The 12,804-nt window shown below is 66.4% G+C and carries 13 protein-coding genes; 1 reads left to right on the forward strand and 12 read right to left on the reverse strand.

Annotated features, from left to right (window positions below):
• Window positions 1-81 precede the first annotated feature (81 nt).
• On the forward strand, window positions 82-1,269 hold the full coding sequence (locus CK944_RS14945) for a 3-hydroxyacyl-CoA dehydrogenase NAD-binding domain-containing protein (protein ID WP_239986085.1): 1,188 nt from the start codon (window positions 82-84) through the stop codon (window positions 1,267-1,269).
• Window positions 1,270-1,385: 116 nt separating this feature from the next.
• Here CK944_RS14945 and CK944_RS14950 read toward each other — a convergent pair whose 3' ends face one another.
• The 12 genes from CK944_RS14950 to ehuA form a co-directional block, all read right to left on the reverse strand.
• Window positions 1,386-3,503, reverse strand: a complete 2,118-nt coding sequence (locus CK944_RS14950; RefSeq protein WP_103173871.1) for a TonB-dependent receptor domain-containing protein — start codon at window positions 3,501-3,503, stop codon at window positions 1,386-1,388.
• A 275-nt stretch (window positions 3,504-3,778) separates the two neighbouring features.
• Window positions 3,779-4,099, reverse strand: coding sequence for an AzlD domain-containing protein (locus CK944_RS14955; protein ID WP_103173872.1), 321 nt, complete (start codon window positions 4,097-4,099; stop codon window positions 3,779-3,781).
• Window positions 4,096-4,797: an AzlC family ABC transporter permease gene (locus tag CK944_RS14960; RefSeq protein WP_103173873.1), complete on the reverse strand. Its 702-nt coding sequence runs from the start codon at window positions 4,795-4,797 to the stop codon at window positions 4,096-4,098. Before CK944_RS14960 ends, CK944_RS14955 begins: the two co-directional genes overlap by 4 nt.
• Before the next feature lie 81 nt (window positions 4,798-4,878).
• A complete protein-coding gene (gene doeB / locus CK944_RS14965; protein ID WP_192877766.1) occupies window positions 4,879-5,892 on the reverse strand; it encodes a N(2)-acetyl-L-2,4-diaminobutanoate deacetylase DoeB in 1,014 nt (337 codons plus the stop codon).
• Between the two features lie 4 nt (window positions 5,893-5,896).
• Window positions 5,897-7,078: an ectoine hydrolase DoeA gene (gene doeA / locus CK944_RS14970; RefSeq protein ID WP_103173874.1), complete on the reverse strand. Its 1,182-nt coding sequence runs from the start codon at window positions 7,076-7,078 to the stop codon at window positions 5,897-5,899.
• An 11-nt stretch (window positions 7,079-7,089) separates the two neighbouring features.
• Window positions 7,090-8,058, reverse strand: coding sequence for a cyclodeaminase (locus CK944_RS14975; RefSeq protein WP_103173875.1), 969 nt, complete (start codon window positions 8,056-8,058; stop codon window positions 7,090-7,092).
• Window positions 8,055-9,008 carry a hydroxyectoine utilization dehydratase EutB gene (gene eutB / locus CK944_RS14980; protein ID WP_103173876.1) on the reverse strand — a complete coding sequence of 318 codons (954 nt, stop codon included), beginning with the start codon at window positions 9,006-9,008 and terminating at the stop codon, window positions 8,055-8,057. Before eutB ends, CK944_RS14975 begins: the two co-directional genes overlap by 4 nt.
• The gene (locus CK944_RS14985; RefSeq protein ID WP_103173877.1) at window positions 9,005-9,748 is read right to left on the reverse strand and encodes an ectoine utilization protein EutA; all 744 of its coding nucleotides are present in this window, start codon (window positions 9,746-9,748) and stop codon (window positions 9,005-9,007) included. The genes eutB and CK944_RS14985 overlap by 4 nt, the downstream gene beginning before the upstream one ends.
• A complete protein-coding gene (gene ehuD, locus CK944_RS14990) occupies window positions 9,745-10,404 on the reverse strand; it encodes an ectoine/hydroxyectoine ABC transporter permease subunit EhuD (RefSeq protein WP_103173878.1) in 660 nt (219 codons plus the stop codon). The genes CK944_RS14985 and ehuD overlap by 4 nt, the downstream gene beginning before the upstream one ends.
• The gene (gene ehuC / locus CK944_RS14995) at window positions 10,404-11,063 is read right to left on the reverse strand and encodes an ectoine/hydroxyectoine ABC transporter permease subunit EhuC (RefSeq protein ID WP_103173879.1); all 660 of its coding nucleotides are present in this window, start codon (window positions 11,061-11,063) and stop codon (window positions 10,404-10,406) included. Before ehuC ends, ehuD begins: the two co-directional genes overlap by 1 nt.
• A 60-nt stretch (window positions 11,064-11,123) precedes the next feature.
• Window positions 11,124-11,945 (reverse strand): ectoine/hydroxyectoine ABC transporter substrate-binding protein EhuB, encoded by an 822-nt coding sequence (gene ehuB, locus CK944_RS15000; RefSeq protein WP_239986087.1) that lies wholly within the window; start codon window positions 11,943-11,945, stop codon window positions 11,124-11,126.
• 23 nt (window positions 11,946-11,968) lie between these two features.
• Window positions 11,969-12,754 carry an ectoine/hydroxyectoine ABC transporter ATP-binding protein EhuA gene (ehuA, locus tag CK944_RS15005; RefSeq protein ID WP_103173881.1) on the reverse strand — a complete coding sequence of 262 codons (786 nt, stop codon included), beginning with the start codon at window positions 12,752-12,754 and terminating at the stop codon, window positions 11,969-11,971.
• Between the last annotated feature and the right edge of the window lie 50 nt (window positions 12,755-12,804).

Genomic DNA, 12,804 nt, shown 5'->3' on the forward strand with positions numbered 1-12,804 from the left:
CGTGATTTCCAGCAGGCTGCCACCAAACCATTTTTACTTCAAGCTTCAAATTTTAAGCTTGAAGGATATTCCGGCTCTGCCATGATCCCATCCGTGATGCCGGTCCGCGAACCGATGCGGGGCCGTCCGCGCCAAAGCTTTGGGGGAAACATGACGACACTAGCCGTTATCGGCCTGGGAACGATGGGCCTTGGCATTGCCCAGACCTACGCCGCCGCAGGCTTTGACATCCTGGCGACCGATGCCGTGCCGGCCGCGCGCGACTCGGCACAGGCCCGCCTGCGCGACGGCCTGCGTCCCCGTGTCCAGGCCGGCAAGCTCACCGAAGGGGCGATGGAGGCGCTGCTGGGCCGCATCACCGTCGTGGCCGATCCTGGGGCCATGTGCGCCGCCACCCTTGCCATCGAGGCGGTCGTCGAGAAGATCGAGGTGAAGCGGGACCTTTTTGCGACGCTCGAGGCAGTGATGGCACCGGATGCGGTGCTGGCCACCAACACGTCCTCGCTGTCCGTGGCCGCCATGGCCCAGGGACTTGCACGGCCCGAACGGCTGCTGGGCCTGCATTTCTTCAACCCGGCACCGGTCATGAAGCTGGTGGAACTGGTGGCCCATCCCGGCACGGCAGCCGATGCGCTGTCACGGGCGCGGCAGGTGACCGAGGCTGCCGGAAAGACCGTCATCCCCTGCCCCGACCGGCCCGGCTTCATCGTCAACCGCTGTGCCCGCCCCTTCTATGGCGAGGCATTGGCGCTGTTGGAGGAAGGACGCAGCCCTGCCGAGATCGACGCGGCCATGCAGGCTGCGGGGTATCGGCTGGGACCCTTCGCGTTGATCGACCTGGTGGGGGCGGACATCAACCTGGCCGCGACCGAAAGCCTGGCTGCCGCCATGGACGGGCATCCGCGCTATCACGTCTTTGACGTGCTGCGGCGGCAGGTCGCGTCGGGCGATCTGGGCCGCAAGACCGGCAAGGGCTTTGTGCATCCCCAAGCCTCCGCCGCGCCGCCGCAGGATGCCGCCGCCATCGCCCTGCGGATCGAGGCCGCCTTGGTGAACGAGGCAGGCTGGCTTCTGTCCGAAGGCGGCACAACCGCCGAGGGCATCGACACTGCGCTGAAACTTGGTCTCAACTTCCCGCGCGGTCCCTTCGACATCCTGGCGGCGCGAGGCCGTGCCAACCTGCGGGACGAACTGCACCGGCTTGCCGCTGTCGCTCCTCCTCATCTGCAAGGCCGCTACAGCCCGGCGCCTTTGTTCCGGGAAGCATGACCGCTGCTTCCGGCAGCCGTTCATTCTTGCGAAGACGACCGGCGCTCCGCTGCACAGCCTTTGAACGAAAACGCCCGGCAGTCGTCCCACTGCCGGGCGTTGCACAAGGGGAACAATCAGAAATCGGCGGTCAGGCCCAGCCACAGGCGGCGACCTTCGGCGACGGTCTTGAACTCATCCTCTCGGACTTCCTTGTTCAGCGCATTGTAGACTGCGGCATTGACCGTGGCCGTGTCGGTGACACGATAGGACAGGCCCAGATCGACGGTCGTGTAGGGAGAATACTTCCGCCCGGTGACGCCGTTGATCGTGACCTCGCGTCCTTCGTCGCCGATGCGCAGACCCGACGCGATCTCGGAACCATGATAGGTGGCACTGAGCCAGGTATCCAGGCCCGTCACCGGAGTGGCCCAGTCAAGGCGCAGGCTGGCCATGTGTTCCGGCGTGCGTGCCAAGGGGAAGCCTTCGAAGTCGCCCGATTTCTGGCGTGATCTCGTATAGGTATAGGTGGCCCGTGCGGCCAGCGTCGGCGTGATGTCCCAGTCGCCCGCCAGTTCCAGGCCGGTGATCTCGGCCTTGTCCACGTTGAAGTTCTGGTAGATCCGGTAATAGTTCAGGCTGCCGTCGGTGCCGGTATATTGCGGCCCGTCCGTCCACAGGACCGGACTGCCGTCGGGGTTCTGCAACGTCACCTGCTGCAGCTTGTTCTTGAACCGCGTGTGGAAGGCCGTCGCGCTGAAGGTGAAGGCGCCGGTTTCATAGACCGTGCCGATCTCGATATTGGTGGTTTCCTCCGGCTCCAGATCCGCATTGCCGAGGATGACGCCGCAGGACGGGGGCGTGTTGCCGGCGCAGCCGCCACCGCCGGTCGTGTAGGCATAGCCGGGCGTGATGGTGCGAATGTCGGGCGCCCGGAAGCCCGTGGAAATTCCGCCCTTGATCGTCAGGTCCGGCGTCGCGTCCCAGACGGCATAAATCCTGGGCGTCACATGGCCGCCATACATGTCGTGGTCGTTGTAGCGCAGGCCCAGGGTCAGCGCGACATCGTCACGGATGCGCCATTCGTCTTCGACGTAAAGCGCCCATTGGTCCAGGGAAAATTCCTGGTCGAAACGTTCCTCGGGGGGCAGATAGGCCTGGGCGCCGGGGTTCTGGTCCTTGACCGTCGTGCGGATGAACTGACCGCCATAGGTCAACTGATGCTGGCCGTTCCATTCGACCGCCTGCGAGGCCTTGGCATCCAGCACCGTGTTGCGGACCTGGGGCGAACGCAGGTTTTCAACAAATCCCCCGCCCCCTTCTTCGCGGTCGAAGCTGGTGCGTTCGCCGATCTCTTGCGACAGGGCGACTTCGGTCTCGACCGCCCCGAACTGGCCCTTGTGGGTCACGGACCAGTGGTCGCGGTCGTTGTCGCGATAGGCAAGGTCGCCGTAATCCTCGGCCCTGATCCTCGTGCGGCCCGCCTCCATGAGAAGTTGGTTGGCATCGTCGATCTGCCAGGACAGGCGGCCCGTCAGGTCGAAGTCGTCCGACGCCGAGGGTCCACCCTCTATCGACGATGCGTCCTGGTCGAACTTGCGGCCCCAGACCTGCAGGCCCAGCCGGTTGGCGATCAGCGGACCCGAGACATAGGCCGAGACCTGGCGGCTGTTCTCGAACCCGTCTTCGCCCTGCAGCGTCGTCTCGGCCGTCACAGAGCCGGACCAGACGTCAGCAACGGGCTTGGTGATGATGTTGATCACCCCACCCATGGCGTCCGATCCGTAAAGCGAGGACATCGGGCCACGCACGACCTCGATCCGCTCGATGGCCGCAACGGGCGGGATGAAGCTTTGTTCGAAGCCCGAACTGCCATTGGGGCGCGAATCGCGGGTGCCCTGCCGTTTGCCATCGACAAGGATCAGCGTGTATTGGCCCGGCAGGCCCCGGATATAGATGTCCTGTTCGTCCGCAATGCCGGTCGTGACGACCCCCTGCACCTCGCGCAGCGCATCGGTCAGGTTGGTGAAGCTGCCCTTTTCCAGTTCCTCGGCCGTCACGACCGATACGCTGGCCGGGGCGTCGCGGACAGTCTGCTCGAAACCGCCGGCAGTGACGACAATCTCGTCCAGGACCATGGCGGGCGCAGAGGTCTGGGTCTGCGCCGCCGACAAGGACGGAATAAGGGCCGTGGCTGACAGAAGCGCCGCAAGAATGGGACGTGGCTTGGAAAGACAGAAGGCAGGAAGGTTCATGGATCTGACCTGAGGCGTATTTGAATTGTTGCCTGGGTCAGCGCGCGGCTATTCCTGGGTATTTCAGTCGGGTTATCCAAGGGCACAGGGAGTTTCAACCTTTGCGCCAGGATCGAACCCTTCCTGTTGCCCTTTGAACACAAAAGAAAACAGTCAGAGAGGCTGGGATTTCCGCCTGGACCGGGACCTGCCTTCCGCTGTCATGCCGTCCAGCCTCTTCTTCGCGCGTGGCGGTGACTTGGGCCAGGCCCATGGACGATGCGGCAATCCCGCCTCTAGATCCCGCTTGCCAGCCACCAGCCCGCGACACCTGCAATGGCCGCCAGTCCGGGGTCGCGGCGCCATGCCATGGCGGCGGCCGCCGCCGCGACGCCGCCAAGAAAGGCAAGAAGCTGCCCCGTCGTCAAAGCCTCGATCCCCTCGGGCAGCAGCACGGCCACGCCCATGGCGGTCAGCAGGCATGGCCCAAGCGCGTCGAGCCAGGCCGGAGCCCGTGCCTGATCCTTGGCCCCGTTGCGCCACAAAAGCGGCAGCAGGCGTGCCAACAGGGTTGCCACGCCGATCAGCGCCACGGCCAGCCACAGCATCGGCGTCATGTCCGCCACCCCGCAAGAAATGCCGCAAGGGCACCTGCGGGGATGGCCAGCTGCGGCGCGCCCAACAGGATGCAGGACGCGGCCAGGCCGCCCGCCAGCAGCATCAGGGCCAGCATCCGGCGGCTGACGGACACCCAGACCAGACCCAGGAACAGCGCCGGCAGAGCAAATTCCAGCGCATCGGCCAGACCTGCATTCGCCGCCCGCAAGGCGCCTCCGGCCAAGGCCCCTGCCAGGGTGCCGGTGATCCAGCTTGACCAGGCGGCAAAGGCCAGGCCCGCAAGCCAGGCCCCGGAAGGACGCGTCCCGTCGGCCGTCCGGCTCAGCGCGGTCGCGAAGACCTCGTCCGTCAGGCCATAGCCGAAGAAGGTCAGGCTGCCCGGCCCGCCACCGATGCGGCGGCGCAGGACAATGCCGTAAAGGATATGCCGCAGGCTCAGCGCGACACCGATCAACACGATCAGCGCCACCGGCATGCCCGTGGCGATCGCACCGATCAGGAAGGCCTGGTTCGCGCCCGAATACATGACGGCAGAGATGCCTGCCGCCTGCCCCGAGGTGATGCCGATGGCCGCGGCCGAGGCGCCAAAGGCAAAGGCCACGGGGAAATAGCCCAGCATCACGGGAAATCCGGCCCGAAGGCCGGCCAGGGCGCCGGAAGCCCGGTCGCCGATCTGTTCGCAAGCTGCGTCGGTCATGCACCACCCATGTCCTGGATCGGTGCCGTCGATACCAAGACCGCTGCGGGGTTGCCAGCCCGCAGCCGAGGAGTTGGCCGGTTAGCCTTCCTCGACCTCGACGCCGATGACCGCCACGCAGTCGCCGGGCTTGACGATCCCGGGGAAATGCCGCGCCATCATCAGGCCCGACCGACGGGCCCGGACGGTGACGGGCGGCAGGCCGGTGCGGGTCACGGGAAAGATCCGGGCGACGGGCTGGCCCTGGCTGACGGTGTCACCCAGGTCGGCCAGGAATTCGATCAACCCGCCATCCTCGGCGAAGGTGAAGCAATCCTCGTCGGGCATGTCCAGCCATTGCGTGGGCTGCGCCTCAACCTCGCCCTTCATCACCCCTGCGGCGACCAGCAGGTTCCGCAACCCCTGCTTGGCGATCCCTGCGGTGCGGGCGGTCGCCGTGCCGCCGCCACCCAGTTCGGTGGTGACGAAGGTCTTGCCCATCTCCTCGGCTGCGGTGTCGTACATGCCGACCGCGTCGATTTCCAGCATCTTGACCGACCAGGGCGCCCCGAAGGCGCGCACCAGGTCAAAGGACTGCGCCTCCTGCCGCTTGTCGGGCAGGACATGGGCCGCGCAATAGGGCAGGAAATCCAGCGTCTTGCCGCCCGAATGAAAATCCAGCACCACATCGGCCATGGGCAGCAGCACGCGCTGGAAGTAATCCGCGATCTTCTGCGTGACCGTGCCGTCAGGGCGGCCCGGAAAGCTGCGGTTCAGGTTCCCCTTGTCGATGGGGGATGTCCGCGTCCCTGCCCCGAAGGCCGGATAGTTCATCGCGGGCACGATGATGATGCGCCCGGTCACGTCCTCGGCCCTGATGGTCGAGGCCAGGTCGAAGAGCGCGATCGGCCCTTCGTATTCGTCGCCATGGTTCGCGCCCGTCAGCAGCGCGGTCGGCCCTTCGCCATTGTTGACGACCGTGATGGGGGTCATGATCGACCCCCAGGCCGCATCGTCGCGGGAATAGGGCAGGCGCAGGAAGCCGTGGCTGACCCCGGCGGCCGAGAAATCCACCGTCGCCGTGATCGGCGACGGCGTCAGCTGCATCTGCAACATGGCCTCAGTCCTTCACGAACAGCTTGCGGGGGACCGATGCCAGCAGCTCGGGCGCGCCTTCGGTGATGATGATGGATTCGGTGATCTCCAGCCCCATCTCGTCGGACCAGAGGCCGGTCATGAAATGGAAGGTCATGCCCGGTTCCAGCACCGTCTTGTCGCCGGGACGCAGGGACATGGTGCGTTCGCCCCAGTCCGGCGGATAGCTGACCCCGATCGGATAGCCGGTGCGCCCATCCTTGATGATGCCGTATTTCTTCAGCATGGCATAGAAGGCGCCTGCGAACTGTTCGCAGGTATTGCCCGCGCGGGCGGCCTCAAGCCCGGCCTCCATGCCCTCCAGCACGGCCTTCTCGCCATCCAGGAACACCGGCGGCGGCTTGCCCAGGAACACCGTCCGCGACAAGGGCGCGTGATAGCGGTTGTGGCAGCCGGCGATCTCGAAGAAGGTCCCCTCGCCCGCGCGCATCGGCCGGTCGTCCCAGGTCAGGTGCGCGGCCGCCGCCTCTCGCCCCGAGGGCAGCAGGGGTACGATGGCCGGATAGTCGCCGCCGAAGCCGTCGGTTCCCCGGATCCCCGCGTCATAGATTTCGGCCACCAGGTCGCATTTGCGCATCCCAGGCTCGATCTTCTCGAAGATGCGTTCGTGCATCTTCGTGACGATGGCGCCTGCCCTGCGCATGTAGTCCAGTTCGGTCGGCGACTTCACCGCCCGCTGCCAGTTCACCAGTCCCGTCGTGTCGCTGAAGCGCGCGTCGGGAAGGTGCCTTTGCAACGCGGCAAAGGCGGCGGCGGTGAACCAATAGTTGTCCATCTCGACGCCGATGCGTTTCGCCCCCCAGCCCTTGTCCGTCAGGATCTGCGACAGCAGGTCCATCGGATGCTTCTGGGTGTTCATGACATAATCGTCGGGATAGCCGATGACGTTGGCATCAGTCAGGTAAGCCGTGAAGCGCGCGCCGACCGCGTCCATGCTGCGCCCGAAGAAGATCGGCTCTCCGTCCGGCGGGACCACGACGCATTGGTGGACATAAAAGGACCAGCCGTCATAGCCGGTCAGCCAGTTCATGTTGGACGGATCGGTGACGATCAGCAGATCGACACCCTTCGCCTCCATCGCGCGGCGGGTCTTGGCAAGGCGTTGCGCGTATTCCTCGCGCGTGAATTTCAGTGCGACATCTGTCATCGGGGTTGCTTTCAAGGGGTGAAGGTCTGGCCAGCCCCCGCCTTGGCCGCGCGGACCAGGGCAAGGGTGGCGATGGCGGTGTCCTGGATGCCGGTGCCGGTCAGGTCGGCCAGGGTGATCTGCGTGTCGTCGGTGCGACCGGGGGCTTGCCCCGCCAGGATCTGGCCCAGTTCCGGGAAATTGCCCTGCAGTCCGGCATGGGCCAACTCGCCCAAGGCGCGGGTCTGCGACAGCCGGTCGGCGACGTAGTGGGCGGCGGCGACAAGGCCTGGGGCGATCTCGTTCTTGTGCTCGGCGTCCGATCCCATGGCGGTGACATGGGTGCCCGGCGCGACGCGGTGCAGGATGGGCGAGGTCGCGGGCGTGGTGGTGACGACGATGTCGGCCCCTGCCGTTGCATCCTTCACCGTCGCGGCGGCGGCGACGGGGATGGACAGGGCGGCGGTCATTTCCTCGGCAAAGGCCCGCGCCTTGGCGGGATCGCGCGCCCAGACGGTCGCGCCGGTCAGCGGCCGAACCAGCGTCAAGGCCTGCAACTGCATCCGCGCCTGCATCCCCGCGCCCAGGATCGCCGCCCGAACCGCGTCCTTGCGGGCCAGGGCATCGGCGGCAACGGCCCCTGCGGCGGCGGTGCGCACATCGGTCAGCCAGCCGTTGTCCAGCAGCAGCGCCTCGACCAGGCCGGTGGTGGCGGAAAGGACCACCATCATGCCATTGGTCGATGGCAGGCCAAGCGCCGGATTGCCGAAGAAACCGGGCGAGATCTTGATGGCGAAATGAGACAGGCCAGGCACATAGGCCGTCTTGACGTCCACCTCTCCGCGATGTTCGGGAATGTCCAGCCGCATGATCGGCGGCATGGCCACGGACTTGGTCGCAAGCGCCACGAAGGCGTCGCGGATGCAGGCCACGGCCCCGGTGTCCAGCGGCACAAGCGCGCGCAGATCGGTTTCGGTCAGGATCTTCACCGGCGGTCTCATGCGGCCTCCGAGGTGCCGGCCATGACGCGCGCGTGCAGAACGGGGTCGATATTGGCCCCCGAGAGGATGGTGACCGTGGGCCCGGCGGGAACGAATTTCCCGGTCAGAAGTGCCGCCGTGCCGACCGCCGCCGCGCCTTCGACCACATGGCCCGCGCGGCCCAGGTGGCGGATGCCCTGGGCGATCTCGGCTTCGGTCAGCAGGATCACCTCGTCCAGCAGGTCGCGGCACAGCGGGAATGTCACGTGGTTCCCCAGCCCGATCCCCCCGCCCAGGCTGTCGGCCAGGCTGGCGGTTTCGGTGACCTCGACCGGATGGCCGGCGCGAATGCTGGCCGCCATGGCCGCGCCGTTTTCCATGGTCAGGCCGATCACGCGCGTTCTGGGAGACAGCGCCTTAATGGCGACCGCGATCCCCGCCGCAAGACCGCCGCCAGACAGCGGCACCAGAACCGCCTCGGGGGCGCCGATCTCAAGGCCGATGGTCCCCTGCCCCGCCACCACGGCGGGATGGTCGAAGGGCGGAATCTCGGTCAGGCCTTCCTCGGAGACGGCGCGCGCGACCTCGGCCATGGCCTCGTCCTGGCTGTTGCCGACGATCCTCACCCTGGCGCCCAGATCGCGGATCGCCTGGACCTTGTTCGCGGGCACCAGCCGGGACAGGCAAACGGTCGCCGGAACGCCAAGCATCCGCGCCGCATGGGCCACCGCGCGTCCGTGATTGCCGGTCGAGGCCGTCACCACCCCCCGCACCTTTCCCTGCAACGACAGGATCGCATTCGCCGCCCCGCGAAGCTTGAAGGCGCCGGTGGTCTGGCGGTGTTCGCATTTCAGCCAGATAGGCCGACCCAGACGTGCCGACAGGGCCGTATCCTCGACCAGCGGGGTTTGGACCACATGCCCTGCAATGCGGGACGCGGCGGCGCGGATGTCGTCAAGGGTGACGGTCATGCCAGCCTCATCAACTGACCGGGAAGGGCCGCGCCCTTGTCCCCGCAGGCCCGCATTGCCGACCAAAGCGTGGCAAGGTTCGCGGAGACGACGGGCAGGCCCACCGCATCCTCGATCCGCGCCGCGATCCCGGCGGCGCGAACTGCGGTGCAGGCGATGAACAGGGCCTGGCTGCCGGGCGCCACGGCGGCGCGGGCGGCCTCGATGATCGTCCCGTGGGACAGGCGGGCCATGGCGCGGTCGTCGGTCATGTTCAGGCAAGACAGGCCTTGCAGCACGAACCCGCCGTCTTCGAAGCACTCGGCCATCGGCTGCGTGGTTGGCGGCGTATAGGGTGTCAGCAGCGTGATCCGGTCCGCGCCAAGCGCCCGCAGCGCCGCGAACCCCGCCGAGATCGGCGTGATCGGTTCCGCCCCCGGCTTGCCCGCCCGGATCGCCGCGCGCACCCGGTCGTCGCCGATCACCACCGATGCCGAGGTGCAGCTATAGACCACGGCGTCCAGCGGCTCGTCCGGCAGGATCAGCGCCGCCGCCCGCATCACGTCCCCCGCCATCGCCGCCAAGGTGTCCGGCGTGACCGGATTGGCAAAGGGGATGCGCGTGGCATAGACGCCGATGCCGCGCGACGGCAGGGCGGCGAAATCGACCTCGGTCGTGTGGTCGGTCGCCAGCGTCACCAGGCCCACGCGGCGTGGCAGCGGGCGGTCGTCCAGCGTCAGCGGCAGATCCAGCACGGTCATTTGCCGACCCTTCCATAGTGGCGTTCCAGCCAGCGCAGCCCGATCACCGAAATCACGCTGACGATCAGGAACATCACGCCGACCATGGTCATCGGCTCGACATAACGGTACGAACTGTTGGCGACGGAACGGGCCTGGTTCATCAGTTCCAGCACCGTGATGGCCGACAGAAGCGGCGTTTCCTTGAACATCGCCAGCAGGTAATTCGCCATGGCCGGGATCATCGGCGGCACCGCCTGGGGCAGGATCACATGGATCCAAGTCTGGCGGGCGGTCAGGTTGGTGGCCTTCGCGGCCTCCCACTGGCCCTTGGCCACGGCCTCGATCCCGCCGCGATAAACCTCGGCCGTATAGGTGGCGTAATGCAGACCCATGCCGATCACCCCCGCCGTCAGGGCAGGCAGGCGGATGCCCAGATCGGGCAGGACATAGAAGATGAAGTAAAGCTGCACCAGCAGCGGCGTGCCCCGGATGAACTCGACCACAAAGCCGGTCGTGCGTGCGACCGCACGGTTGCGCGACCGTCGCAGGATGGCAAAGACCAGGCCCAGCACCGCGGCCACCACGGCGCCAAGCGCGGTCGCGATCAGCGTGACCCGGAAACCCGCAAGAAGCTGGGGCAGGATCGACCAGGCGAAGTCCCAATCCCATTCCATCAGCGCACCCCGTCGAGGCCGCGCGTCACGCGCCGTTCATAGCTGCGGATCGCAAGCGACAGGACCGAGGACATTGCGAAATACAGCACCAGGATCGTGACGAAGGGCAGCAGGGTGTTGCCGGTCTGGGACCGCACCACCTGCGCCTGGAAGGTCATGTCGGCCAGCGAGATCAGCGACACGACTGACGTGGCCTTCAGAAGCTCGATGGCGTTGTTGCCGAAGGTCGGCAGCATCAGCGGCAGCGCCTGCGGCAGGATCACATGGCGCATCCGCTGGAAACGGGTCAGGTTGACGGCGATGCAGGCCTCGTACTGGTCGCGCGGCACGGCCAGGATCGCGCCGCGCACGACCTCGGCCCCATAGGCGCCGACATTCAGCCCAAGCGCAAGCACCCCGGCCTGCATCGGCGTGGGCGCCCAGAGGCCGGTCATGGGCAGGACGAAATAGATCCAGAACAACTGAACGAAGATCGAGGTGCCCCGGAAGAACTCGATATAGGCGGTGGACAGCCAGCGCAGCGCGGCAAGTCGCGAGATGCGGCCAAGGCCTGCGACAAACGCCACCACCAGGGCCAGGGCCGACCCCATCAGGGTCAGCTTGATGGTCACCCATGCCCCCTGAAGGATAAGCGTCAGATATCCAGACCAGTCGCCCATGCGCCGATGCCGCCTTTCTTCTGTCGGATGGATGGGCGGGATCCGGTCCCGCCCCCTTGATCATTCCTGCGCGCAGAGCGTCTCGCGGTTGGTCGAGATCGCGGCTTGGGCCGAGAAGCCGTAAGGCTCGATGATCTTGGCGAACTCGCCCGATTCCTTCAGCTTGGCCAGTTCCACGTCGAAGGCGTCGCGCAGGTCCGTGTCGCGCTTGTTGAAGGCGGCGCCGTCGCAATAGACAGGGGCGCCCACGACCGGGGCAAAGACTTCCAGCTTGTCGTCGCCCGATTTCGCCAGCAGGTCGTTCAGCGACAGGACCGGCAGCGAATAGGCGTCGATCCGGCCGTCCTGCACCATCTTCAACCCCGATTGCGCATCGGGCACCACGACCAGCCGGTCGCGCGGAACGCCGGCGTCAAGGGCCAGCTTTTCCTCGGTCCCGCCGCCCGGGGCGCCCAGGCGGGCTTCGGGATCCTTGGCGAAATCCTCATAGGACTGGAAGCCCTTGGGGTTGCCCGCTGGCAGCAGCAGCGCCTCGGCATCGCAGAGGATCGGTTCGGAATAGGCCACCGCGTCGCAGCGTTCGGGCTTCATGAACAGGCCCGCCGTGATGGCATCGACGCGGCCCGCCTGAAGGCTGGGGATCATCGCGCCGTAATCCAGGATCGAGGCTTCCAGATCCGCGACGCCAAGCGCGGCAAAGACCGCGCGCGCCACATCGGGCGCGGCGCCCGAGACCTTGCCGTCGGCGCCGATGGCGGTGAAGGGCGGCTCGTTGCCGATGGCGATGCGGACGGTGCCCGCATCCTTCAGGTCGTCCAGCTTGTCGGCAAGGGCGGGAAGCGGGGCTGCCAGAAGAACGGCAGCGATCAGGCATGGTTTCATCGTTCTCTCCTGTTGGGTGTCCATCACACGCGCTGTCCGGCGGCGATGATCTTGCGCAGGAAGGACTTCGTGCGGTCCTCTTGCGGCGCGGTGAAGATCTGGTCAGGCGGGCCCTGTTCGACGATGCGGCCCTTGTCGAAGAACAGCACGCGGTCGGCGAAATCATGGGCAAAGCCCATCTCATGCGTGACCAGCAGCATGGTCATGTCGGTCTCATTGGCCAGGCGCTTCATCACCTCCAGCACCTCCTCGACCAGTTCGGGGTCAAGGGCCGAGGTCACCTCGTCGAACAGCATGATCTGCGGCTGCAGGGCCAGGGCGCGGGCGATGGCCACCCGCTGCTTCTGGCCGCCCGACAACTGGCTGGGCATGTAGTCGGCCTTGTCGGCCAAACCCACCATGTCCAGCAATTCGCGCGCGCGGCGTTCCGCATCGGGGCGCTTTTCGCCCTTGGTCAGGATGGGCGCCATGGCGATGTTCTGCAGCACGGATTTATGCGGAAACAGGTTGAAGTGCTGGAAGACCATGCCGATGTGGCGGCGCATCTTGTGCAGGTGGGCCTCGTCGGCCGGAACTTCGGCACCGTTCTTCGTCATGTGGTAAAGCGGCTCGCCGCAGACCTCGATCCGGCCGCCCGAGATATCCTCCAGCGTCATCAGGATACGCAGGATCGTCGTCTTGCCGGACCCCGACGGGCCGATCAGGGCCAGCTTCTCGCCCTTCATGACGTCGAAGTCGAGGCCGTCGATGACGGTCAGCGTCCCGAAGGACTTCCGAAGGTTCTGGATGCGGATGATCGGCTGGTCCAAGATATCCCCCTGGCTGTCACCGCGACCTTTGACGCTGGATTAAATCAGGT

The sequence above is a fragment of the Paracoccus sp. SY genome, from assembly GCF_002901215.1.
Lineage (GTDB): Bacteria > Pseudomonadota > Alphaproteobacteria > Rhodobacterales > Rhodobacteraceae > Paracoccus > Paracoccus acridae.